Origin of the sequence: Microbacterium sp. Ld4 (assembly GCF_045066555.1) — a bacterium.
GTDB lineage: Bacteria > Actinomycetota > Actinomycetes > Actinomycetales > Microbacteriaceae > Microbacterium.
The window spans coordinates 544402-568512 of the sequence record NZ_JBISHE010000013.1 but is presented as its reverse complement, the minus strand read 5'-3'; the positions used below and the strand labels follow the sequence as shown (position 1 = coordinate 568512).

The window sequence follows — 24111 nt, the reverse complement described above, 5'->3', positions numbered from 1 at the left end:
GCATCCCTCCCGGTTCAGGTCTTTGTGTATCCACAGTAACCCGAGCGGGCGGCTCGGTGGCCGTTTCAGCCGCTTTCGGTATACACAGTCGCCGCCACATCCGCGGCGAGCGCGCGCCACCGAGGGCGGTAGGCGTAGACGCACGCGAGCCGCAGGGTCGTCGCCGCAGCTGCCAGCGCCAGTCGGCCCGGGTCGATCCCCCGGCGTGCGGCGAGGCGATCGACGACGCGTTCGACGGCCACCGCCCGCGAACCGCTCCACCGTCCCTGCCGCACGCGGAAGGCGGCATGGGCGCGGAGGTTGCCGAGATCGAGCGCAGGGTCGGCGAGGCAGACCGTGTCGACGTCGAGCAGGCCGGTGGAGTGGCCGTCCCAGAGGAGCTGCTTGTCGTGGAGATCGCGGTGCGCGAGTGTCGGCGAGGCCGGCGGAAGTGAGGTCAACCGCTCCCCCAGGTCGCCGGCGCGGCGGCGAAGCAGGGCGGCGTGCGCAGGCAGCTGCGCGGCGCCCTTCTCCGCCCACTCCGCGAGGACGCGCGCCTCGTCGGCCGGGGTGTGGATGCCGAGCGCCCCCGCGACCGGATCGCCGGCCGCCGTGAGCGCGGCCTCCCACGCGCTGCCGAATGCGTCCCACGCGGCTTCCCACGCGGCATCCGGCAGCGCGGCGTCGGCGCCGAGATCGTGCAGGGTGCGTCCGGGCACCGCGGTGAACCGCACGACCCCGCGTTCGAGGTCGTCGCCGCTCGCGGATGCTGCCGCCATGCGGAACGAGGTGGCGAACGGGGCGGCCCGCTCGTGGGCGCTGCGCACTCCCTCGGCACGGCCCGGCCGGACGATCTTCACGAAGGCCGAGCCGCCCGCGACCCGGACGACCGCGCGGCGACCGCGCCGGTGCGACACGACATCGCCTCGCGGCGCCCAGTCGGCGAGGGCGGGAAGCCGCCGGTCGGAGCCCGGCGGGTCGACGTGGAGACCGCCGGCGCGCCAGACACCGACGCGCACCGACGGCTCTCCGTCGGCCGTCAGCTCGACCGTGGTCGCCTCGTCGTCCGCCGGCCAGGCGCGCGCCACACGCCAGGGCGCGCCGTCCACCTGCACCGCCTCGGGGAGCACTCCCGCGCTCACCGGGCCTCCTCCGCCGCCGTGAGCCGGTCGTCGATGAGCCCCGCCCATCCGCTCCGGGCGTCGCGGAACGGCTCGACCGCCCGCATCAGGAGCGAGAACGACGTCCACGTCCGGAGCGCGCCGGCGTCGACGGGGCCGCCACCGCGGGCACGGTACTCGGCGACGAACGCGTCACCGTCGTCGCCGCGGCCGCGCAGCCGGGCGTCGGCCGCGAACGATCCGAGATCGCGCTCGAGCGGCCCGCGCCCGGCGCGGTCGAAATCGATCAGCCGCACCTCGGCGCCGTCGACCAGCACCTGGTCGGCCGAGAAGTCGCCGTGGAGCGGCACCTCGTGCGTGTCGGCGGCACCGGCCACGCCGGCCGCAAGCTGCCCGGCGAGGGCCGCCACGCGCGGGCCGAGCGCCGGCGCGAGAGTGGTGACGGCGCCGACCGCCGCGTCGAGCTCGACGAGGGGCGCCAGCACCGGAAGCGACCGCGGCGGCGTCAGCCGGTGGAGCGACGCGAGCGCGCCCGCCGCGGCCGAGCGCGACGGCGCCCCCGGCCGGGCGGCGAGGTCGCCGGCGCCCCACCACGGCGTCGAGGTGACCCCGTCGGCGATGCGCTCCGGCCGGAGCATGCGATCGAGTCGGATGCTGCCGAGGCCCGCCGTCTTCGTGCCCGCCGGCGAGATCTTGAACACGCGATCGCGGGCACGCACGACGAGGCGGCGGTGCGGATTGTGGCGGAGGATCACGGCCTCGTCGAAGAGCCCGGGCACGAGGGCACTGACGCGCGAAACGGTCCGGACAAGCGCCCGGTCGGCGAGCGCGGGGCCGGCGACCGCCGACCCGGCGCCCGGCACGGAGTCGACGCGGAAGCCCGCGCGACCCGCGCGGTCGACGGCGGTGCGGAGCTTGACCGGATCGACGAAGGCGGCGGCCCAGCGGCGCTCCCCGCCCGTGTCGTACGCGACGACGACGCTCGTCCCGGGCTTGTAGCGCACCCGTCGGGGCCGCACCTCGTGGCCCAGGGCCTCGGCGAGCCGGTCGGCCGAGAGCAGCGTCGCCAGCCCCGGGATCGCGGGGTCGCGAGCGGCGAGCGGGGCGGCATCCTCCTCCCTCATGTCGTCACCCCCTCCGACGACGCCCGGAACCAGGCGGCGATGCGGGAGTCCTCCTTGGCTCGAAGCTCGGCCGTCGGCCCGTCTTCGAGGATCAGGCCGTTCTCCAGCCAGATCAGTCGATCGGCCGCTGCCGCGGCGGCGGCGTCGTGCGTGATGGTGATCGTGGTCCGGCCCTCCGTGAGGAGGGAGATGGACTCCGCGACCGCGCTCCGCGACGCCGGGTCGAGCCCCGTGGTCGCCTCGTCGAGGATGACGATGGGAGCATCGCGGAGGATCGCCCGGGCGATCGCGATCCGCTGGCGCTGACCGCCCGACAGGGTGTCGCCACGGCCACCGAGGAGGGTGTCGTACCCTTCCGGCAGCGAGAGGACGAACTCGTGAGCGGATGCCGCGCGCGCGGCATCCTCGATCTCGTCATCGGTCGCATCGAGGCGCCCGAACCGGATGTTCTCGCGCACCGTCGTCGCGAACAGCACCGTGTCCTGCAGGAGCACCGACACCTGGGAGCGGACGCTCGCCACGGTGGCTTCGCGCAGGTCGACGCCGTCGATGCTGACCGTGCCCCAGGCCGGGTCGACCGTCCGGGTCGCCAGCGACGCGAGGGTCGACTTGCCCGCGCCCGACGGCCCGAGGAGGCACACCGTCTCGCCGGCTCGGATGTGCAGGTCGATGCCGTGGAACAGCGGCGTGCCGCGACCGTCGGCGAGGAAGACGTTATCGAAGCGGAGGTCTCCGTTCGCACGCCCCATCGCGATCGCTCCCGGGGCGTCGGTCACGTCGACCGGCACGTCGAGGAGGTCGGCGATGCGTTCTCCGGATGCCGCGGCGCGCGCGATGCGGCCGGTGTACTTCGCGAGGTCCTTCAGGGGACGCATGGCGATCTTCAGGTACGACACGAACACGACCAGGTCGCCGGGGGTCATCTGCTGCTGCAGCACCTGCCACCCGCCGCCGACGAGGACGAGCGCGGTCGCGATGCCGACGATGACGTCGGTGCGGCGTTCGAGGGCGGCCGCCAGGCGCCGCGCCTTGACGCCCTCGTGGAGCGCCTTCTCGTTGCCCTTCTCGAACGAGGCGCCGCGCTCATCCTCCAACCCGTAGGCCTGGACGACGCGAATCGCGCCGAAGGTCTCGCTGGCCGTGTCGGCGAGCGCACCCTCTCCCTTACGGGTGGTGCGCGAGGCCTCGGTGATGGCCCGCGCCGAGCTCCGCGACATCAGGAGGTAGACCGCGGCGGACACCGCCACGATGAGGGTGAGCATCGGGTCGAGCCAGAGCATGACGACGGCGAGCACCACGAGCGTGAGCACGTTGCCGACCAGCGGCAGCCCGGCACTGACGGCGACCTCCTGCAGCCGTCCCACATCGCCCACGAGCCGCTGCACGGTGTCGCCGGCGGGCGCCGACGCGTGATAGCGGACCGAGAGCGACTGCAGGTGCGCGAAGACCTTGGCCCGCAGCTCGGTCGCGACCCGGGAGCCGACGAGCGCGAAGGCGACCGTCGAGAGGAAGCTCGTGAGCGCCCGGAGGCAGACGATCGCCAGCAGCGCGCCGCCGCAGGCCACGAGCAGGCCGGTCGTGGCGGCGGGGATGCCCGCCGTCGCCTGCCCGGTGGCGCCGAGGCTGACGGCGAGCGAGTCGACGGCGACCTTCAGCGGCCACGGCTCGAGCACACGGAAGGCGACCTCGGCGAGCAGGGCCACGAAGCCCGCGAGCACGAGCCAGCGGTGCTTTCGGAGGAACGGCGTGGCGATCGCGAGCGTCCGGCGGAGCGGGCCCGGCGTGCGAGCGGCCCGGGCGGCCCGGCGACGCGCGCTCATGCGGCCACCTCGTCCTGGTCACGGCGGGCACGCGGCGACTCGTTCAGGATCGAGGCGAGCACGATCGACCAGTCGTGACGGGTCACCGCGGCATCCCGCGCCGCCTGCGCCATGCGGCGGCGGGCGACCGGCGCCGAGGCCAGCTCTGCGATCGCGGCGGCGAGGGCGGGTGCCGACCCGGCGGGCACGAGAAGCCCTGTCATGGCGTGGGTGACCGCAGCGGGGAGCTGCCCGACCTCGGACGCGATCACCGGCAGCCCTGCCGCCAGGTATTCGTAGACCTTCAGCGGCGAGAAGTAGGCATCGCCGTCGGCCGGGTACGGCGCGACACCGACATCGAGGCCCGCGAGGGCGGCGGGCATCGCCGCCGGGGCGACGGCACCGCGGAAGTCGACCGGCACGCCGAGACGCACCGCGCGCTCCCGGAGCGCGGGCGCCTCGGGTCCGTCGCCGATCACGACGAGGCGCGCGACCGCGGCCGGCAGGAGGGCCATCGCGTCGATGAGCACCTCGACGCCGTGCCACGGCTTGAGGGTGCCGACGAATCCGACCTCGAGCGGCCGGTCCGCGGGGCGCCGTGCGGCCCGGTCGGAGGGCCGGATGCGGGCGGTGTTCACCCCGTTCGGAGCCACGAGCGCGCGCCGGGCACCGTGCTCCTCGGCCCAGGCGGCGACGGGCTCCGAGACGCAGGCGACGACGTCGGCGGCGGCGAGGACGCGGCGCGCTGCGGCATCCGCTCCGCGCTCGTCCACGAGCTCGCGGTGCGTGCGCTGCTCGTCGATCAGCGGCGCGTTCACCTCGACGACGGCAGGTGCGGACACCCGCGCCGAGGCGTCGCTGAAGAGCGAGAACCGCTCGTAGACGAAGTCGCTCGCGGCGGCCTCGGCGGCGAGCTCGCGAGCGGCGCGGGCGATCGCCACTTCGCGCGAGGCCGTGTCGCCGGCGCGGACCCGCCGCTCGACCACCGGCACATCGGCGAGATCGGGGGGAACGTCGGTGCCCGCCCGGGTGCAGTAGATGGTCACCTCATCGCCGCGGGCACGGAAGGCACGCACGATCTCCTGCACGTGGACGGACGCCCCCTTGGTGCCGAAGACCGGCACCCCCGGGTCGACACAGATGTAAGCCACTCGCATCACGCCACCTCCTCGAATGCGTCCGCCGGATGTGCGGACGCGACGGCGTCGGCGGTCAGGGACGCGAGGACGCGGGCCTGACCGTGGGAATCGAACTCGGCCTCGACGAGCCGGCGGGCGGCCTCGGCCATGCGGGCGGTGTCGACCTCGCCCGCAGCGAGACGCCGGAGCGCGTCCGCGAGCTCCGCGACGCTTCCCGGCTCGCAGAGGAGCCCGGTGCGACCGTCGCGGATGACCTCGGGGATGCCGGTGACCGCCGTCGACACGCAGGGCGTTCCACTGGCCATCGCTTCGAGCAGCACCGTCGGCAGGCCGTCGGCGTTGCCGTCGGCTCCGACGACGCAGGGAGCGACGAACACGTCGGCGTCCGCCAGGAGCGCCGCGATCTCGTGCTGCGGTCGGGGCCCCGAGAGGCGGACGACATCTCCGACCCCGCGCTCGGCGATCCGGGCGGCGAGGTCGCCCTGCAGCTCTCCCCCGCCGACGATGTCGACGGTGAGACGGATGCCGGTGGCCCGGAGCATCGCGGCGGCGTCGACCAGCACGGCGAAGCCCTTCTTCTCGACCAGCCGGCCCACGGCGAGCACCCGCAGGTCGCCGGCGCGCTCCCGCGGCGGCGAGAACGGGAAGCGGTCGAGTTCGAGTCCGTTGTAGACGCGCGCGACCCGGGCCCGCGGCATCCGCTCGCGGACGTGCGCGAGGTTGAAGTCGCTCACCGTCACGGCGAACGCGGCATCGGAGAACTTGCGAGCCAGGTCGTCGTCGTCGACCGACTCGTGGAAGATGTCCTTCGCGTGTGCGGTGAACGAGTACGGGATGCCGGTGAGCAGCGACGCGAGTCGGGCCACCGTGGTGGCGACCGAGGCGAAGTGCGCGTGCAGGTGGGTGACGCGCTCGGCGAGGGCGCGGTCGGCGAGCAGGACCGCCTGGACGGCGTCGTCGACCTCGGCCGCGAGCAGGTCGTCCAGGTGCACCGAGACGGCGGCGCGGACGGCATCCGAGGCGCCCTGCAGCGCGGCCCACAGCGTGCTCGCCTTGGTCGGGCGGTCGATGTAGTGGACGGGCGCGGTGACGCGTGCCAGCTCGGGGTGGAAGCGCGGGTCGGCGGGCGGGCGCAGGGAGAACACGACGAGGTCTTCGCCGGCGGCTTCGCGGGCGAGGATCTCGGTGACGACGAAGGTCTCCGAGAAGCGGGGATAGACCTTCAGGACGTATCCGATCCGGGGAGTCCGCTCAGCCCGCACGGCCGATCACCTCCCGGTCGCGAGTCGCGAGGAGGTCGGCGGCGATCGATCCGACCGCCTCGAGACCACCGAGGTCGACGCCGGCGCGGTGGACCTGCGTGCCGATGACCCGAGCCACCCAGTCCGACAGGGCCGCCGGGGTCGCCTCGGCCGTGCTGATGGTGTCGATGGCGCCGATGCCGGCGAGCGCGGCGGCGCGGAGCTTCTGCTCCTGGCGGCGGGCGCTCCGCGGCACGACGAGGACGGGCGTCGTGGTGCTCATGGCCTCGGCGACCGTGTTGTACCCGCCCATGCTGATCACGGCGCGCGCCTTCTGCATGTAGCCGAGCGCGTCGGGCACCTTCTTGCGCACGGTGGTTCCGGGCGCGGCCGCGGCGCGGATGGCCCGCCGCTCCTTCGCGGGCATCTCGGGGCCGGTGACGACGACGTGCGCGACGCCGGCGGGGAGGGCGACCTGCGCCGCAGCCGACGCCAGCGCGTGCCCGTCCGAGCCGCCGCCGACCGTCGTGAAGACGAAGTCGCCGTCGCCGACGCCTCGCGCCGTGGCTCGCCGTCCGTGGGACAGGTAGCCGGTGTGGCGGACGAGCGGGCGGAGACCCGCAGGCATCTCGCCCGAGACGGAGATGTCGTGGACGGCCGGGTCGCCGTACACCCAGATCTGGTCGAAGCTCCGACGGACGGATACCGCTCCGCCGAGCGCCCGCCACTCGGCGACGGTCGCGGCGGGCTGGTCGAGCAGGTCGCGGAGTCCGAGCACCGTCATGCACTCGGGGCGGTGGTCGCGCAGCCACTGGAGCGCGCCGGTGAGCTCGCCGTGCACCCCGTGGGCGTGGCGGTCGATGACGACGAGGTCGGGCGCGAACGCGGCGAGGGCTGCGGTGATGATGCCTCCCCGGACGGCGGCGAGCGGCTCCATGCCGATCGTGAGATGGCGGGGGACGTAGCCCCGCGACCCCGGCTCGATCCCGGGCAGCACCAGCCAGTCCCACCCCGCCGGGGTGTCGAACGAGGTGGCGACGGGCTGCCCCGTGATGAGCAGCCCGGTCACCTCTTCGCCGGTCAGCGCGGGCAGCGACTCGGTGAGCGCGTGCGCGATGGCGAGGTTCCGCCGCACGTGGCCGAGGCCGACGGAGTCGTGCGAGTAGAGCGCGATGCGAATGGCCATGGGGCGCCTCCAGTAGGGGGATCGTCGTGATATCCACCGTGCCGAAGGCGACTAAGTCGGGTGTGAAGCCCACATGAGAGCGGGCTTAGCCTCACCGCGGAGAGCGCCGATCCCAGGCGTCCAGCGCCCCGCCGATCGTGTCGAGCGTGCGCGCTGCGGCGTCTGCATCAGTCCGCGCGGCGACGAGCGCCGAGATCACGAGCGAGGCGCACACCTCGGCGAGCGCGGCCGAGGAGGCACCGTCGAGATCGGGTCGCCGGGCCGCCACGCCCGCCGCGACGGCGCGGCGGAGCTCGTCGGTGTACGCCGTGACGAGCGCGCGGACGTCGGGCTCGTCGTCGACGATCGGGCTGCAGGCGGCGTTGAGGAGCAGGCATCCCGACCGCGACCGTGCCGACGACGACGTCAGTGCGCTCCGCATCTCGGCGATGTACCGGTCGATCGCCTCAGGGCTGACGTCGGGCTCCTGCAGCGGGGCGAGCCGGGTGCGGACCACCTCGCTCAGGTAGGCGGCGACCACGGCTTCGAACAGCCCCTTCTTACTCCCGAAGGCGTGGTAGAGGCTCGACCGCCCGAGTCCGGTCGCCTGCTCCAGGTCGCCGATGCCCGCGTCGGTGTATCCGCGGTTCCAGAAGACGTCGCGGGCAGCACGGACGACGCGGTCGCGGTCATAGGTCAGGATGCGGCCCACGGAGGCTCCTTCCAGGGTTCGGGTCTATATTAGACCAGTCGTTACAAAAACCGTCTCTTCAGGAGGAACCATGCGCGCACTCACCCACCCCGTCTTCGGCGAGCCGGCCGAAGTCCTCGAGGTCACCGACGCCCCGACCCCCGAGCCCGGCGCCGGCGAGGTGCGCGTGCGCCTGCTCTTCTCCCCCATCCACAACCACGACCTCTGGACCGTCCGAGGCACCTACGGCTTCAAGCCCGAGCTCCCCGCCCGCGCCGGCACCGAGGCCGTCGGGGTCGTCGAGGCCCTGGGCGAGGGCGTCGACACCCTCACCGTCGGACAGCGCGTCGCGACCGGCGGCACCTTCGGCGTGTGGGCCGAGCAGTTCGTCGCCCGCGCGGCCGGACTGATCCCCGTCCCCGAGGGCCTCCCCGACGAGCAGGCCGCCCAGCTGGTCTCGATGCCGTTCAGCGCCATCAGCCTCATCGACTTCCTCGACCTGAAGCCGGGCGACTGGATCGTCCAGAACGCCGCGAACGGCGCGGTCGGCCGCATGGTGGCCCAGATCGGCCGCGCGCGCGGCATCAACGTCATCGGGCTCGTCCGTCGCAGCGCCGCCGTCACGGAACTCGCCGAGCAGGGCATCGACCGCATCGTCGCCGTCGACGCCGACGACTGGCAGGACCAGGTCGCCGAGATCACCGGCGGTGCCTCGGTCATCGCCGGCGTCGACTCGGTCGGCGGCGAGTCGAGCGGTCACGTCCTTTCGCTCCTCGGCGAGAACGCCACCCTCGTCGTCTTCGGCGCGATGGATGCCCCGGTCATGCAGCTCGCCTCGGGCCCGGTCATCTTCCGCCACATCACCATCAAGGGATTCTGGGGCAGCAAGGTCAGCACGGAGATGGATGCCGCCACGCGCGGCCGGCTGTTCGGCGAGCTCGCCGAACACCTGTCGTCGGGCGTGCTGACTCTGCCCGTGTCGGCGACCTTCCCGCTCGACCAGGCACGCGACGCCGCCCGCGCCAGCCTCACCGCCGGCCGCGTCGGGAAGGTGCTGCTGCGCCCGTGAGCCACCGCCCGTGACGCGGCGATCAGCTCGGCGTCATCGGCCATGGCGGGCTCCCTTCTGCGGCGAAGCCAGCTAAGCGGAACCGATCCGGCGGCGGGTCCGCCGGATCGCACACGATACCCCCGGCGGTGAAACCCCGGCCGCACGGGTAGCGTTAACGGGTGAGTGAGATCTCCCGATATGTCGTGGCCACCGACGGCGCTTGCAAGGGCAACCCTGGACCGACCGGCTGGGCGTGGGTGGGCGAAGACGGGCAGTGGGCCGCGGGCTCCCTCCCCGAGGGCACGAACAACATCGGCGAGCTCCTCGGCCTGCTGAAGGCGATCGTCGACCATCCGGACGTGCGCGAGCTCGTGGTGCAAGCCGACTCGAAATACGCGATCGACACCTACGAGAAGTGGATGGACGGCCACCGCCGCCGAGGCTGGAAGACCTCCACCGGCGCCCCTGCCAAGAACCGCGACCTCCTCGAGCAGCTCATCGACGCCCGCGAAGCGCGCCGCGCGTCGGGCATGCCGGACGTGACGCTCGAGCACGTGCGCGGACACCGCGGGCATGTCCTCAACGAATGGGCCGACGAGCGCGCCGTGCGGGCCGCGGAGCACGCGGCGTCCGGCCGCGCCTCGGCGTGGTCGTCGCTGGGCGGCACGCACGAGCCGCTCGACGTCGCCGAAGCGCCGAAGAAGAAACGCTGATCTACCGCGTGCGGCTCTTCGCCATCGCGGCGGGCAGCCACCGATCGGGTTCGGCCTTCGAGGCGATGATCATCGCTCCAGCCGGCGCATCGAGGTCGAGGCCCGAGAGCTCCGGCCGTCGGGCGCCGAACTCCTCGAGCAGGCGGGCGCGCACCGCCACCAGCACCGCGGCCTCGCGCTGATCAAGGGCGGCAGCGACGTCACGCTGCGCCCTGCGCGCGACCTCGTCGACCTGCTCGATCGCCCGGAGGTATGCGCGCTCGACACTGAGGTCGATGTCCTGCGTCGCCGCGCCACCGCGCGCCCGGATGATCGTGATGACCGTTGCGAGCGCCGCAGCGACCGCAGCGCAGACGGCAACGATGCCCCCCGAGTCCGAACGCCCCTGCGAGAGCGAGAGCAGCGCAGCGAGGACAAGCGCGGCGACGACGAAGAGCTGCATCCTGACGATGAAGCGGTTCACCGGGCGCAGTCGCGACCCCGCCAACACGACGACCTGTGCGAGCACCGCGACCCCGGCGAGCGTCGTCGCCCACGGCGCGAGCGCCACGGCGTCACTCCGGACACCGGATGCCGCAGCCGCGGCGAATGCGCTCGAGAGCACGGACACGAACATGACGAACCCGAGCCAGCCGCGCTCCGGATTGCGCGCACCGAAGGTCTGGGCGAGGTGCCGCTTCGCATCAGCGACCGCGGCCGGACCGGCGGCGCCGACCGTGTCGGCGACGCGGTCCGCCAGTTCGGTGTGGCCGGCGACACGGAACACGTTCACCTCGACCATCCCCGCCGAGAACTGCGGCGCACGAAGCGCGTTCTCGATGCGAGGCCGGGCGGCATCCGTCAGCGATGCGATGCGGGCGTCGTCCACTGCGGTCACGTCGTTCCTGTTTCGAGTGTCGCGAGCGCGCGCTCGCTGTGGTGTTGGGCGAGCACGGCGGCCTCAGGCGGGAGCGGAGCGAGCACGGCGACGACGCAGCGACCGCCGATGTCGAGGATGTAGACCGTCCACGCCGTCGTCGCGGTCACGGCCGGGCCGGCGCCGTTCGCGTCGTCGAGGATCGTGACGCGCCACCCCTGCCACGGTCCGAGCTGCACGTCGTGGGTGTCGACGTCCCACGGGGTCGGCACGGCTCCGACGGCGATCGCAGCCGCGCTGTCGGCGTCTTCAGCCGCGGGCACGTCGTCCCAGGCATAGACGGCGAGCGCGGACAGCACGACGCCGTGCGAGATGTTGAGGAAGAGCACGATGCTCGCGTCGGACTCGAGTCGGGTCCGCGCGGCGAGCAGTCCCGCGTCGACGATGCGACTGCGGCGATCGGCGGGAGCGGCGTCGACCTGCGCCCGCAGCCACGGATCGAGCTGCTCCGACTCGGGGACCTCCGACCACACCGTGTCGTCGGGGCGGAGCGCGATGGCGGTCATCGCTGCTTCCACCGGACGCTCGCGACGATCGCATCGCACACCCGCGCCATCGCGGCGACGCCCTCGTCGGGGACGCGCGCACCCTGCGCCTCGCGCAGGATCGTCGACCGGAACACGAGAGCGGTGCGCGGATCTCCGGGGACGCGGAGCAGGTATCCGTGACCGGCGACCTCGATCTCGCCCTCCTCGATCGTCGTCGTGGCATCCAACGACCACCGCAGAATCGTGCCGCCGGGATCGAGCGGAGCCGCACCCCAGCGTGCGATCGCCTCGCCGCCGAGGTCGGCCGCGGCTCTCCCGCCGGGGGCGGACATCCAGGATGCCGCGAGCGCGACGGGCGCGGCGACGCCGTCCATCGTTCCCACGGGGGCGAGGACCGCGATCACGTCACCCTTCGCCGCCTGCACCCGCGATGTCTCCCGGAGCGCGTCGAGGTGCGCACGGATCACACCTCGAGCTTCCACGGGCAGGGTCGCCAGCACCGATGCGGTGCGCTGGTCCACGGCGGTGAGTTCAGGGTCGACCGCCTCCCACTCCGTGGGCATGAGCACCGCGAACGACGGGCGATCGGGCCCGGAACCGAGCAACTCGGCGCGAAGCGACATCGAAGACCTTTCCGGAGACTACGACGACCCTAACCGTTCGCGGGTCGACGGCCGTGCGCGGCGGCAGCCGCTCGCTCTCACTCAGCCGAGCGCAGCCTGCAGCCGCCCATTCGCCTCGTAGAGCAGCCCCATGCCGTCGACGTAGACGTCGGTCGCACCACCGAACGCCTCGAGGACGTTGGTCGGATTGCCTGCGAGTGCCTGCCATCCGCCACGGATGCTGCCGACCCACTGATTCCCCTGCGCGAGGTAGGAGGGCGTGAGCACCGTGCGGAAGAGGTTCCGCGAGTTCAGGCCGTGCGGGGTCCGGGAGATGAGCTCTCCCGCCTCGTCGAACTGATCGAACAAGGTCGGCGCACGACCACGCATGAATGCCCCGAAGTCGCTGCCGTAGCGGACGAACTCGTCACCTCCGAGGCGGAAGGCGCCCGCGACGCGGGGCCCGAAGCCCCCCAGATCGGCGAGGGAGCCGAGCTTGGCGAGCTTCCCGAACGGGATGACGCCCACCGCGGCGAGCGCGACGCTCGTCCAATCGCCACGCCCCGCCGCCATCTTCGCGATCTCCCCCATGAGGCTCATCACGCCTGCGACGGCCGCGAGGACGCCGGCGAGGAGTGCGAGTGGACCGGTCACGAAGAACGCCACCACCATGAGCGCGATGCCGACGTAGAAGAGCACCGTCAGCATGCCCTCGACGAAAGGCATCGCGTTGTCCCAGAAGCCGTCCGACACGCCGTTCTCGTTCGTGCGCTGGAGGCTCCCTACGGCGAGCTCGTACGCCGACTCCCACGTCTCGACGGGGGCGTCGTACGCGCTCCAGTACGTCTCCCACGAGTCGACAGCGGAATCGAACGCGCTCTGCTCGGCGTCGGTCGTGGGGCGTGGCGTGGTCGACTCCTCCTCGTCGTCGGCGGTGCGGTCGAAATCACGCTGATCGCCCTCAGCCGCGCTGAGCGCCCGCGACGCGTCGCGCACGTCCGGCCACGTGCGATCCGCGCCGTCCACCCGCCAATCAGTGGACGACTGCACGGTGGTGAGCGACGTCGCATAGTCGGCCAGCGCGCTTCCGCTGGGCCGGTAGCGCTCCGACGCGACCCGAAGGTCCTCATAGACCTCCTGGGCCTGCTCGCGGATCTTGTCGAACGACTCTCCGCGCCCGATCGTGCCGTCAGCGAAAAGCTGCAGCGTGGCGGCGGCACGCGACATCTTGTCGCCGAGATCCTCGATCTCGGTCGCGCGAAGTGAGATCGTCGCCGGCTCGCCGTCGATGTGTCGCACCCGTCGACCGCCCGACGTCGCGGGCATGTCCTCGCGTGAGTAGATGTACGAGTACTCCGTCACTCCGATGCCTCCAGGCTGGCGGCGAGTTCGACGTCGGCGTCCCTCCACCCGTCGCGGGCATCATCGAGGCGCTTCTTCATCTCTTCGAGGTTCCGACGCTGCGTCTCGCGCTTGTCGTCCCACTCCGACTCGAAGTCCTCGGCGGCGCGTGCGAGCCGGCTGTCCCCCTGCGGCTCGCCGATCGCCTCGATCAGGCGGGTCGTACGTCCCCCGGCCGCTTCGAACTCCGCGATGATCTCGTGCAGCGCATCGCTCAACGCCTGCATCGAGTCCAGCGGGATCTCGACTCCGTCACCCATATCGCCCCTCCACCGTCCGGTCGGGATTCATCCTAAGGACGGTTCCCTGCGAACGGCGATGGGGAGAGCTCCCCGCTTCACCGTGCGGCCGAGACGATCCGGCCGCGAATGCTCAGCGCCCCTGCTCGCCCAGCAACCCGGCGAGCCGCTCGAACGCGGGCCGCTGCCCCTTCACGACCAGCTCGGCCGCCCGTGCCAGCGGCATCCATTCGGCGCGGTCGACCTCGGGGAACGAGGCCGTCCGCCCCGACCGCGGTGGCCACTCCATCTCGAACTCCCCGAAGGCGAAGTCGGATGCCGCGAAGGCTGCACCGTCTGCGACGAAGACCGTCACCTGCTTGCCTGACGAGTACGGGAACGTGCCGAGTTCGGCGTAGTCGACCTCCGGCGCATCGACGCCGAGCTCCTCGCGGAACTCGCGTCGAGCCGCGTCCAGCGCGGGTTCGCCGTCGTCGAGCTCCCCCTTGGGGATCGACCAGGCGCCCTCGTCTTTCTTCGCCCAGTACGGTCCGCCCATGTGGACGACGAACGCCGACACCCCGCCCGTCCCGTCGAGACGGTAGAGCAGGATGCCGGCGCTGTGCGTGGCCATGGGAGGCCGGGGCGTCAGATCAGGCGCTTCTTGGGCGACACCGAGTACGTCTCTTCGGGGTCGGTCGCCGACACCGGCGCGAGCGCATCGTTGATCGCCTGGTACGCGGCGTCGTCGAGCTCGACACCCGACGCCTTCACGGTGTCCTCGAGCTGCTCGGGACGCGAAGCCCCGACGATCGCGGCCGCGACGTTGGGGTTGTGCAGCACCCACGCGAGCGAGAGCTGCGGGAGGGTGAGTCCGGCATCGTCGGCGATCGGCTTCAGCTTCTGGACGGCGCTCAGCGTCTCGTCGTTCATGAACCGGGAGATCATGTCCGAGCCGCCCTTGCCGTCGGTCGCGCGCGAGCCCTCCGGGAGCGGCTGACCGGGCACGTACTTGCCCGTGAGCACGCCCTGCGCCAGCGGCGACCAGACGATCTGGGAGATGCCGAGCTCTTCGGACGTCGGAACGACCTTGCCCTCGATGACGCGCCACAGCGCGGAGTACTGGGGCTGGTTCGAGACGAGCTGGAAGCCGAGCTCCTTCGCAAGGGCGTGGCCCGCGCGCAGCTGCTCGGCGGTCCATTCGCTGACGCCGATGTAGAGCGCCTTGCCCTGGCGGACGATGTCGGCGAACGCCTGCATCGTCTCTTCGAGCGGGGTCTCGTAGTCGTAGCGGTGCGCCTGGTAGAGGTCGACGTAGTCGGTGTTCAGGCGCGACAGCGAGCCGTTGATGCCCTCCATCAGGTGCTTGCGGGAGAGACCGTGATCGTTCGGGCCTTTGCGCCCGATGGGCCAGTAGACCTTCGTGAAGATCTCTACCGACTCGCGCGGCTGGCCTTTGAGGGCCTCGGCGAGGACGACCTCGGCGGCGGTGTTCGCGTAGGCGTCAGCCGTGTCGAAGGAGGTGATGCCGAGGTCGAGAGCCTTGTGGACGGTGGCGATCGCGGCGTCGTTCTCCACCTGCGACGCATGGGTGAGCCAGTTGCCGTAGGTGAGCTCGGTGACTTTCAAGCCGCTGTTTCCGAGGAAGCGATAGTTGACCATGGGAAAACGCTACCGCTGCCTCCCCCGGGACGGCCGCGGGGTTGACAGGATCACGCGGACAGCGGAACAGCCGCGTCGCGGGACGCTCCCGCAGCCCGAGGTCAGACGCTGCTCGCGGCTGCGACCTCGTCCTCTTCGGTCGCGACGAGCTGCCCGCAGGCGCCGTCGATCTCTTTGCCGCGGGTGTCGCGGAGCGTCGTGGGGACGCCGGCGTCGTTCAGCCGGCGCACGAACTCGTTCTGCACGTCGACGTCGGACGAGGTCCAGATCGACCCGGGAGTCGGGTTCAGCGGGATGGGGTTCACGTGCACCCAGCCGCGACCGCGCTCGTTGAGCTTGGCGGCGAGGAGGTCGGCGCGCCACGCGTGGTCGTTCATGTCCTTGATCAGCGCGTACTCGATCGAGACGCGACGACCCGTCTTCTCGAAGTACTCGCGGGCGGCGTCGAGGGCCTCATCGACCTTCCAGCGCGAGTTCACCGGGATGAGCTCGTCGCGCAGCAGGTCGTCGGGGGCGTGGAGCGACAGGGCGAAGGTGACGGGGATGTCCTCGTCGGCGAGCTTGCGGATCGCGGGCACGAGGCCGACGGTCGAGATCGTGATGCCACGGGCGCTCATGCCGAGGCCGTGCTTCTTGTCGACCATGGTGCGGACCGACTGCATCACGCGGGCGTAGTTGGCGAGCGGCTCGCCCATGCCCATGAAGACGATGTTGGTGATGCGCTCGCCGCTGTGCCCGACCTTGCGCGGGTCACCGAGACCACCGTCGGCGATCAGGCGGTTGGCGCGGACGATCTGCTCGACGATCTCGCCCGCCGACATGTTGCGGGTGAGGCCGGCCTGGCCGGTCGCGCAGAACGGGCAGTTCATGCCGCAGCCGGCCTGGCTCGACACGCAGAGCGTGATGCGGCCCGTGTAGCGCATGAGCACCGACTCGACGAGCGCGCCGTCGTGCAGCTTCCAGAGGAACTTGATGGTGTCGCCGCCGTCGGTCTCGAGGCGGCGCACCTCCGTCAGCAGCGGGGGGAGCATTCCGGCGACGAGCTCATCGCGGGTGGCGGCCGGCAGGTCGGTCATCCGCGCGGCATCCGAGGTGTAGTGCTCGAAGTAGTGCTTCTCGAGCTGTCCGGCGCGGAACCCGGGAAGACCGAGCTCCTTCACGCGTTCGACGCGCTGTTCGGGGGTCAGATCGGCGAGGTGCACCGGCGGCTTTCCGCGCTTCGGGCTCGCGAACTGGAGCAGGGGGCGACCCTCGGCATCCTTCTGCTGGGTCCACCCCTCGGTGGCGGGCTTGACCTGCCGGGGCGTCGTGGTGCGCACGGGTGAGAGCCCCGTAGGGCGCACGGGAGTGGACTCGGTCATGGTTCCAGGGTACGGGAGTGGACTGGATGGATGCCGGGCGGCGGTCGATCCCGCCGCGCGGCCTCAGAGCCGGGCGATGGTGGAGCCGCGGATCACGAGGCGCACCGGCAGCTCGCGCACCCCGCGCGGGGTCTCGGCGCCGTCGATCGCCTCGAACACGCGCTGCGCGGCCTCGCGCCCCAGCTGCTGGAGGTTGGCGTCGATGCTCGTGAGCTCGGGGCGTGAGCTCGCCGACATGATCTCCCAGTTGTCGTACCCGATGACGGCGAGGTCGTGCGGCACCGAGCGACCGAACTCGCGCGCCGAATCGAGGACGCCGCGCGCCAGTTGATCGGATGCCGCGAAGATCCCGTCGATCTCGGGATGCCGCTGCAACAGCATCGCGGCGGCGTCGCGGCCCCAGTGCTCCGACCATTCCGAGAACATCGGCGGCGCGACGAACGACAGTCCGGCGTCTGCGAGCGCCGCCTCGGCTCCCTCGAGCCGGTCGCGCGCAGCCGCGTAGGCAGGATCGCCCGACACGTGCGCGATGCGCCGGGCCCCGCACGCGAGCAGGTGCTCGATCGCCAGCCGGCCGCCGGCGCGGTTGTCGGGGGTGAGGGAGAGGTCGCGCGGATCGTCGGAGGGTGCGTACGCGTAGACCACGGGCACCGGGAGGTCCTGCCCGAGCGAGGGCCGCGGGTCGGTCTGCCGGCCCACGACGATGATGCCGTCGACGCGGCGGCTCAGGAGCGCGCGGAGGTGGTGCTGCTCACGGATCGCATCGCCGCGGGCGTCGCAGAGGAACACGCTCACCTGTCCGGCGCCGAAGGCGTCTTCGGCGCCCATCAGGATCGGCAGCATGAACCGGCCCTCGAGGTCGCTCGTGAGGAGGCCGACCGTCCCGGTGCGACCGGCGAGGAGACCCTGCGCCATCGCGTTGGGCGTGAAGGCCAGCTCGTCGGCGGCGAGGAGCACGCGGCGCCGCGTTTCGGACGCGACATCGGTACGGCCGTTCATGGCCTTCGACGCCGTCGACACCGACACTCCCGCCCGCCGGGCGACATCGCCCAGCGTCGACGCTCGCGCACCGGCACCGCTCGTGGACATTCCCCGCTCCGTTTCGAAAAGGTTATCGGGTTGCGTATTGACTATATGCCCCGCGGCGCGCTACCGTCCCGAAATGGGTTTCGAAAGTTTCGAACCCTCGCCGAAGGAACTGCGATGCGACCCGTACGCATCGCGGAGACCCCACTCGATGAAGAGTTGAAGGAGTTAGCAATGACCACCACCCGACGCCGGTCCGTTGCACGGACCCTCGCGGCGGCCCTCGCCACCGGGGCCCTCGTGGTGTCACTCGCGGCGTGCGCCGCGGACACCCCCACCGCCGCGCCCGCCGACATCCCCGCCGAGGGCGTGGACGACGGCTCGACCCTCACCCTGTGGACGCGCGCACCGCTCGAGAAGCAGGCGAAACTCCTCGTCGAGGCCTACAACGCCAGCCACGACAACCAGGTCGAGCTGACCGTCGTGCCGAACGACGACTACGTCGCCAAGGTCGGCGCCGCGGCCGGCTCTGACGGCCTTCCCGATCTCTTCGCCGCCGACATCGTCTACGTGCCGAACTGGGTCGAGCAGGGACTCTTCCAGGACATCAGCGCACAGATCGACCAGCTGCCCTTCAAGGATGAGATCAACAAGGGCCACCTGAGCGCGGGCACCGTCGACGACAAGGAGCACGTGCTGCCCTTCGTCCTCGACCTGTCGATGCTCTTCTGGAACAAGGAACTGTTCGCCGAGGCGGGACTCGACCCCGAGAAGGCCCCCGCCACCCTCGAGGAATTCGCCGCCGCGGCCAAGGCCGTGCAGGCGCTCGACAAGCCGGGCACGTACGGCACCGCGACCGGACTCAACTGCGGCGGTTGCCTCGTGTTCACCTGGTTCCCGACGATCTGGGCGGACGGTGAAGAGGTGCTCGGCGATGACGGCATGGAGTCGCTCCTCGCCAGCGACACCGCCAAGGAGACGTACGCCATGTGGAAGGACCTCTGGGACTCGGGCGCAGTGCTACCGAGCTCGCAGGACGAGGCGGGCCCCACGTGGACGGCCGGATTCACCGAGGGCAAGGTCGGCCTGATGTACTACCCGGCCACCCTGCTGTCCTCCACGCCGTTCGACGCCGGTGTCGCCGGCATCGCCGGCCCCGAGGGCGGCGCCTCGACCTTCGTCGGCGGAGACGGCCTGGGCATCTCGAAGGACTCCAAGAAGTCGCCGCAGGCGTGGAACTTCCTGCAGTGGCTCATGCCGGAGGACGCACAGGTGCAGGTGCTCGCGAAGAACAACGACGTCGTCGCCCGCGCCGACCTCGCCACCAACGAGTACTCCGAGAAGGACCCGCGCCTCGTGACGATCAACGACGTGGCCGGTCAGGGAGACACCCCCGTCGCCCTGAACTTCCAGCAGGCGTTCAACGCACCCGACAGCCCCTGGCTCAGCCTCGTGCGCGGCGCCGTCCTCGGTGACGACGACACGATCGACGCCGACAACGACGAGATCACCGCCGTCCTCCAGCAGTGATCCTCGCGGGTGGGGTCGTCCTCACGGCCCCACCCGCACCGACCCGACCGAAAGGCTGACATGGCCGTCACAGACTCGGCGCTCCGGCCCGCACCCACGCGGCGGCGCCGTCGCACCATCGGCGGGGCCGCGCAGGGATGGGCCTTCGCCTCCCCCACCGCCCTCTTCGTGATCTTCCTCTTCCTCATCCCCCTGGGCCTCGTGCTGCAGATGTCGGGATCCGACTGGCCGCTCCTGAGCGGCAACCAGGGGCTCAATCTCCCCGAGAACTTCATCGACGCCGTCGATCACCGCCTCTTCTGGGACTCGGTCCGCTTCACGCTCCTCTACACGGTCGTCACGACGGTCCTCCTGCTCGGCCTGGGTCTCGGCCTCGCGCTGATCGTGCAGGAGTCGACCCGGTGGAAGGGGCTCCTGCGCACCGCCTTCCTCGTTCCGAGCGCACTCGGCCTCGCCTCGGCGTCGCTGCTCTTCTACGTGCTCTACTCGCCCGTGGCCGGCCCGTTCGCCGAGCTCATGTCGGCCTGGGGGATCACCTTCCTCGGCACGCCCGAGGGGGCGCTCTGGTCGACGGTCTTCCTGATCGTCTGGCGGTTCGCCGGCTTCTACATGCTGCTGATGCTCGTCGGCTTGCAGGGGATCCCCGACGAGGTCTACGAAGCCGCCCGCATCGACGGCGCCTCGCGCTGGCAGACGTTCCGCGACGTGACGATCCCGCTGCTGCGGCCCACGCTCGCCCTCACGACCGTCCTGTGTGTGACCGGATCGCTGCTCGCGTTCGAGCAGTTCTACATCCTGACCAAGGGCGGCCCCGACAACAGCACGGTGACGATCGTGCAGTTGATCTACAGCGTCGCCTTCCAGGGCCAGAACAACCTCGGCATCGCCGGCGCACTCTCGGTGATCGTCCTCGGCGCCCTGATCGTCATCAACCTCTTCCAACTGCGGGCGTTCCGTCGCCCCGACGAGAGCTGAACCCCATGACCCTGACAGCCACCCGCACGCTCGTCGCCCCCGGAGCCCCCTCGGCCTCGGCCCGCCGTCGCCGCAGCCGGACCACGAGGGTGATCCTCGGCATCCCGTACGCGGTCTTCACGACGGCGCTCGCCATCATCTTCCTGTACCCGCTCATCTGGACGGCTATCTCGTCCGTCGGCCCCCGCGCCGGCACGAGCCAGACCGACGGCTGGGGATTCGGCAACTACGCCGCCCTCGCCGACTACCAGGCGGGGATCTGGGTGTACCTCGGCAACTCCCTGTTCGTCTCGCTGCTCACCGTCTTCCTCACCCTCCTGCTGTCGGTGACCGGCGGCTACGCGTTCGCCCGGTTCTCCTTCCCCGGTAAGAACGCCCTCTTCCTCGTCGTGCTGGCGATCCTGATGGTGCCCTACGCGACGCTGCTGATCCCGCTCTACGTGCTCCTCAACGCGGTGGGCCTGCAGAACTCGCTCGTGGGCGTCGCCCTCGTGCTGACGATGTTCCAGCTCCCGTTCTCGATGTTCATGATGCGGGTGTCGTTCGAGTCGATCCCTCGCGAGATGGACGAAGCGGCGATGGTCGACGGATGCTCGTCGTTCGGCGCGCTGTGGCGGATCCTGCTCCCGGCGGTCAAGCCCGGGCTCGTGACCGTGGGATTGTTCGCCTTCCTGACGGCGTGGAACGACTTCTTCGCGCCGCTGATCCTCATCAACGACTCGAACCGGATGACCCTCCCCCTCGCGGTGGCCAATCTCCGGGGACAGGTGCAGGGCGTCGTCGACTACGGCGCCACCGAGGCGGGAGTCGTCGTGCTCGCCGTGCCCTGCATCCTCCTCTTCCTGATCCTCCAACGTCACTACGTGCGCGGCTTCATGTCCGGCGCCTTCAAAGGATGACCATGACCACTCTCCCCTCGACGGGCATCGCCCCCATGGCCCCCGTCTCCCCCACTCATGGCCGACTCCGCCCGCTCGGGCTCGATGAGGTCCGCATCACCGGCGGCTTCTGGGCCGAGCGTCAGCAGACGAACGCGCGCCACACCCTCGCCCACATCGCCGACCGGCTCGAATCGGAGGGCTGGCTGCCGAACTTCGACCTCGCCGCCACGGGCCGCCTCCCCACCGGTCGGCGCGGCCGCGAGTTCGCCGACTCGGAGGTCTACAAGTACCTCGAAGCCGTGGCCTGGGAGATCGGCCGCTCCGGCGACCCGGCTCTCGACGCGCACCTGCGAACGACCGTCGCGCGCATCGCCGCCGCGCAGGAGGACGACGGCTACCTGAACACCCGGTTCGGTCGCCCCGGCCAGGGGCCCCGCTGGTCGGACCTCGAGTGGGGGCACGAGCTCTACTGCTTCGGCCACCTCTTCCAGGCCGCCGTCGCGCGGCACCGCACCCGGCCCGGCTCCGACGACGGGCTGGTCGAGATCGCCCGACGCTCGGCCGATCTCGTCTGCACGGTGTTCGGCCCGGGCGGTCTCGAGAGCGTCTGCGGTCACGCTGAAGTCGAGGCCGGGCTCGCCGAGCTCGGTCGGGCGCTCGGCGAACAGGCCTACATCGAGATGGCCGGGCTGTTCGTGAGCCGTCGCGGTCACGCGACCCTGCGCGACATCGAGTGGGGCCGGTCGTACTTCCAGGACGACGTGCCCGTGCGCGAGGCGACGACCCTCCGCGGTCACGCCGTGCGCGCGAACTACCTCGCGGCAGGAGCCGTCGACGTCGCCGTCGAGACGGCGGACGACGACCTGCTCGGCGCCCTCCGCACCCAGTGGTCGCACACCCGCGCCCGCCGCACGTATCTGACCGGTGGCCAGGGCTCGCACCACCAGGACGAGGCGTTCGGCGAAGACTGGGAGCTGCCGCCCGACCGGGCCTACTCCGAGACGTGCGCCGGGATCGCCTCGGTGATGTTCTCGTGGCGCCTGCTTCTCGCAGAGGGCGACCCGGCCTACGCCGACCTCATCGAGCGGACCCTGTTCAACGTCGTGGCCACGTCGCCGAGCGCCGACGGAACCGCATTCTTCTATGCGAACACGCTCCATCAGCGCGTCGAGGGCGAAGCGGCCGATCCGACCGGGACCTCTCCGCGGGCCTCGTCGTCCGTCCGCGCCCCCTGGTTCGACGTGTCGTGCTGCCCGCCGAACCTCGCCCGCACGATGGCGAGCCTCGACGGCTACGTCGCGACCGTCGACGACGACGGCCTCCAGGTGCACCAGTACGCGCCGGCCGAGATCCGCACGTCGCTGGCGAACGGCATCCGTATCGCCGTCGACGTTGCGACCGCCTACCCCGCGCAGGGCTCCGTCGCCTTCACGGTGCGCGAGTCCGCCGACACCGCCTGGACGCTGTCGGTGCGCGTCCCGGCCTGGGCCCGGGGCGGGATGCTGCGCCTCCGCGCCGCGGACGGTGCCACGCACGAGCAGCCCGCCGAGCCCGGCATCGTCTCGCTCCGCCGCGCGTTCGCCGAGGGCGACACGGTGACGCTCGACCTGCCCCTCGACGTGCGGGTCACCCGCCCCGACGCGCGGATCGACGCGGTCCGCGGGTGCATCGCGGTGGAACGGGGCCCGGAGGTCTACGCGCTCGAATCCGTCGACCTGCCCGCCGGCGCCGACGTCAACGCGGTGCTGACCGACGCGCACCCCGTCGACCGTGACGGCGAGCTGTGGATCGGCGTCGCGCTCCGCTCCGAGGAGGGCGCCTCGTGGCCGTACGGATCGGGAGAGCAGGTGGCCTCGCAGTCCGAACAGGTGCGCCTGGTCCGCTACCACCAGTGGGGCAACCGGGGCCCGGCGACGATGCGGGTCTGGCTTCCGGCGCCCTGACGCAGCGGCCCGCCACCTAGACTCGTCGCCATGACGGATGGGGCACCGCAGCGCCGCGGAACGCTTGTGCACAAGGTGCTCAACAACAACGTCGTCATCTCGATCGACGACCAGGGTCAGGAGCGCGTCCTCATGGGGCGCGGGCTCGGCTTCCAGCTGAAGCCGACCGACACGATCGACCCCGACAAGGTCGAGAAGACCTTCATCCTCCATGGCGGCGAGGACGGCGACAGGGAGCGGCAACTGCTCACCGACGTGCCGTATCCGATCATCGAGGCCGTCACCCGCGCCGTCGATCAGGCCGAGCGATCCCTCGGGCACCATCTCGACCGACGCTTCACGATGGCCGTCATCGATCACGTGCAGTTCGTCCTCGAGCGTCTCGACCGCGGGGTCCGCATCCCCACCGCCAACATGCCCGAGCTCCGCGTCCTGCACGCCCGCGAGTTCGCCGCGGCGGTGGCGATGGCGACGTCCATCTCCACCGCCCTCGAGCGAGAGCTCCCGCCCGAGGAGGCCGTCTTCCTCACGATGCACCTGCTCAATGCGACTCGTGACGAGCCGAACGGCACCGCCGCGCTCCTGTTCCGCCGGGTTCAGCACGTCGTGATGACCGTCGAGAACGGTCTGGGAGTGACGCTCGACGTCGAAAGTCCCGACTACGCGCGGTTCATCCTCCACATCCAGTTCCTCCTCCAGCGCCTGGTCTCACGGACGATGCTCCGCAGCGCCGACAGCTCGTTCTTCGAGTTCGCCAAGCACAGCTACCCCAGGTCGTTCGCGATCGCGCAGGAGGTCAAGGCCTACGTGCGCGCCGCCACGGAGTCGGAGCTGACGGACGAGGAGCTGCTCTACGTGATCGTCCACGTCGAACGCCTGGCCTCGCAGGTCGCACCGCCGACCACTGGCGAGGCGGGCGACGAGGTGCTAGCGTGACCCTCTGCAGGGCGAAGTAGCCCCGCGGACGCGACGGATTGTTACTGCGGCAGCAGGCAAAACCTGAACTCACATCGTTTTCGGACGATGAACGAGTTCAGGTTTTTTTGTTGCCCGGAAACGGCCCCTCGCGGTCCTGAGACCCGGAA

At 71.4% G+C, this 24111-nt stretch carries 23 protein-coding genes; 7 read left to right on the top strand and 16 right to left on the bottom strand.

From position 1 onward, the window contains the following. Nucleotides 1–65: 65 nt before the first annotated feature. From ACJJV7_RS13400 to ACJJV7_RS13370, 7 genes are all read right to left on the bottom strand, one after another. Nucleotides 66–1121 (bottom strand): phosphotransferase family protein, encoded by a 1056-nt coding sequence (locus tag ACJJV7_RS13400; protein WP_405373969.1) that lies wholly within the window; start codon nucleotides 1119–1121, stop codon nucleotides 66–68. Then, entirely contained in the window at nucleotides 1118–2224 is a 1107-nt protein-coding gene (locus ACJJV7_RS13395; RefSeq protein ID WP_405373971.1) for a phosphotransferase family protein, read from the bottom strand. The genes ACJJV7_RS13400 and ACJJV7_RS13395 overlap by 4 nt, the downstream gene beginning before the upstream one ends. Next, nucleotides 2221–4044 (bottom strand): ABC transporter ATP-binding protein, encoded by a 1824-nt coding sequence (locus tag ACJJV7_RS13390; protein ID WP_405373973.1) that lies wholly within the window; start codon nucleotides 4042–4044, stop codon nucleotides 2221–2223. The genes ACJJV7_RS13395 and ACJJV7_RS13390 overlap by 4 nt, the downstream gene beginning before the upstream one ends. After that, nucleotides 4041–5180 carry a glycosyltransferase family 4 protein gene (locus ACJJV7_RS13385; protein ID WP_405374921.1) on the bottom strand — a complete coding sequence of 380 codons (1140 nt, stop codon included), beginning with the start codon at nucleotides 5178–5180 and terminating at the stop codon, nucleotides 4041–4043. The genes ACJJV7_RS13390 and ACJJV7_RS13385 overlap by 4 nt, the downstream gene beginning before the upstream one ends. Beyond that, nucleotides 5180–6424, bottom strand: a complete 1245-nt coding sequence (locus tag ACJJV7_RS13380) for a glycosyltransferase (RefSeq protein ID WP_405373975.1) — start codon at nucleotides 6422–6424, stop codon at nucleotides 5180–5182. Before ACJJV7_RS13380 ends, ACJJV7_RS13385 begins: the two co-directional genes overlap by 1 nt. Further along, on the bottom strand, nucleotides 6414–7589 hold the full coding sequence (locus tag ACJJV7_RS13375; RefSeq protein ID WP_405373977.1) for a glycosyltransferase family protein: 1176 nt from the start codon (nucleotides 7587–7589) through the stop codon (nucleotides 6414–6416). Before ACJJV7_RS13375 ends, ACJJV7_RS13380 begins: the two co-directional genes overlap by 11 nt. A 91-nt stretch (nucleotides 7590–7680) precedes the next feature. Then, nucleotides 7681–8280 (bottom strand): TetR/AcrR family transcriptional regulator, encoded by a 600-nt coding sequence (locus ACJJV7_RS13370; protein WP_405373979.1) that lies wholly within the window; start codon nucleotides 8278–8280, stop codon nucleotides 7681–7683. A gap of 70 nt (nucleotides 8281–8350) precedes the next feature. On the opposite strand from ACJJV7_RS13370, the gene ACJJV7_RS13365 reads away from it, so the two are divergent. Then, nucleotides 8351–9328, top strand: coding sequence for a zinc-binding dehydrogenase (locus ACJJV7_RS13365; protein WP_405373981.1), 978 nt, complete (start codon nucleotides 8351–8353; stop codon nucleotides 9326–9328). A gap of 161 nt (nucleotides 9329–9489) precedes the next feature. After that, the gene (locus ACJJV7_RS13360) at nucleotides 9490–10023 is read left to right on the top strand and encodes a ribonuclease H (RefSeq protein WP_405373983.1); all 534 of its coding nucleotides are present in this window, start codon (nucleotides 9490–9492) and stop codon (nucleotides 10021–10023) included. Between the two features lies 1 nt (nucleotide 10024). On the opposite strand, the gene ACJJV7_RS13355 is transcribed toward ACJJV7_RS13360, so the two are convergent. From ACJJV7_RS13355 to ACJJV7_RS13315, 9 genes are all read right to left on the bottom strand, one after another. Next, on the bottom strand, nucleotides 10025–10900 hold the full coding sequence (locus tag ACJJV7_RS13355) for a hypothetical protein (RefSeq protein WP_405373984.1): 876 nt from the start codon (nucleotides 10898–10900) through the stop codon (nucleotides 10025–10027). Beyond that, nucleotides 10897–11445, bottom strand: coding sequence for a hypothetical protein (locus ACJJV7_RS13350; RefSeq protein ID WP_405373986.1), 549 nt, complete (start codon nucleotides 11443–11445; stop codon nucleotides 10897–10899). The genes ACJJV7_RS13355 and ACJJV7_RS13350 overlap by 4 nt, the downstream gene beginning before the upstream one ends. Next, nucleotides 11442–12050, bottom strand: coding sequence for a hypothetical protein (locus tag ACJJV7_RS13345; protein ID WP_405373988.1), 609 nt, complete (start codon nucleotides 12048–12050; stop codon nucleotides 11442–11444). Before ACJJV7_RS13345 ends, ACJJV7_RS13350 begins: the two co-directional genes overlap by 4 nt. A gap of 81 nt (nucleotides 12051–12131) precedes the next feature. After that, on the bottom strand, nucleotides 12132–13391 hold the full coding sequence (locus ACJJV7_RS13340) for a hypothetical protein (RefSeq protein WP_405373990.1): 1260 nt from the start codon (nucleotides 13389–13391) through the stop codon (nucleotides 12132–12134). Continuing rightward, nucleotides 13388–13690: a hypothetical protein gene (locus tag ACJJV7_RS13335; protein WP_405373992.1), complete on the bottom strand. Its 303-nt coding sequence runs from the start codon at nucleotides 13688–13690 to the stop codon at nucleotides 13388–13390. Before ACJJV7_RS13335 ends, ACJJV7_RS13340 begins: the two co-directional genes overlap by 4 nt. A 112-nt stretch (nucleotides 13691–13802) precedes the next feature. After that, nucleotides 13803–14282, bottom strand: coding sequence for an NUDIX domain-containing protein (locus ACJJV7_RS13330; protein WP_405373994.1), 480 nt, complete (start codon nucleotides 14280–14282; stop codon nucleotides 13803–13805). 14 nt (nucleotides 14283–14296) lie between these two features. Continuing rightward, a complete protein-coding gene (locus tag ACJJV7_RS13325) occupies nucleotides 14297–15310 on the bottom strand; it encodes an aldo/keto reductase family protein (protein WP_405373995.1) in 1014 nt (337 codons plus the stop codon). Nucleotides 15311–15411: 101 nt separating this feature from the next. Beyond that, nucleotides 15412–16671 (bottom strand): 23S rRNA (adenine(2503)-C(2))-methyltransferase RlmN, encoded by a 1260-nt coding sequence (gene rlmN, locus ACJJV7_RS13320; protein ID WP_405373997.1) that lies wholly within the window; start codon nucleotides 16669–16671, stop codon nucleotides 15412–15414. A gap of 63 nt (nucleotides 16672–16734) precedes the next feature. After that, entirely contained in the window at nucleotides 16735–17760 is a 1026-nt protein-coding gene (locus tag ACJJV7_RS13315; protein WP_405373999.1) for a LacI family DNA-binding transcriptional regulator, read from the bottom strand. Between the two features lie 171 nt (nucleotides 17761–17931). On the opposite strand from ACJJV7_RS13315, the gene ACJJV7_RS13310 reads away from it, so the two are divergent. Genes ACJJV7_RS13310 through ACJJV7_RS13290 form a run of 5 tightly spaced genes read left to right on the top strand, consistent with a single transcriptional unit; the run spans nucleotide 17932 to nucleotide 23962 of the window. After that, nucleotides 17932–19227: an ABC transporter substrate-binding protein gene (locus ACJJV7_RS13310; protein WP_405374001.1), complete on the top strand. Its 1296-nt coding sequence runs from the start codon at nucleotides 17932–17934 to the stop codon at nucleotides 19225–19227. Between the two features lie 60 nt (nucleotides 19228–19287). Continuing rightward, complete coding sequence (locus tag ACJJV7_RS13305; RefSeq protein WP_405374002.1) at nucleotides 19288–20202, top strand: carbohydrate ABC transporter permease; 915 nt, start codon at nucleotides 19288–19290, stop codon at nucleotides 20200–20202. A gap of 5 nt (nucleotides 20203–20207) precedes the next feature. Beyond that, nucleotides 20208–21101 (top strand): carbohydrate ABC transporter permease, encoded by an 894-nt coding sequence (locus ACJJV7_RS13300; protein ID WP_405374004.1) that lies wholly within the window; start codon nucleotides 20208–20210, stop codon nucleotides 21099–21101. Further along, nucleotides 21098–23026, top strand: a complete 1929-nt coding sequence (locus ACJJV7_RS13295) for a glycoside hydrolase family 127 protein (RefSeq protein ID WP_405374006.1) — start codon at nucleotides 21098–21100, stop codon at nucleotides 23024–23026. Before ACJJV7_RS13300 ends, ACJJV7_RS13295 begins: the two co-directional genes overlap by 4 nt. Nucleotides 23027–23056: 30 nt before the next feature. After that, on the top strand, nucleotides 23057–23962 hold the full coding sequence (locus ACJJV7_RS13290) for a PRD domain-containing protein (protein WP_405374008.1): 906 nt from the start codon (nucleotides 23057–23059) through the stop codon (nucleotides 23960–23962). Nucleotides 23963–24111: the final 149 nt, after the last annotated feature.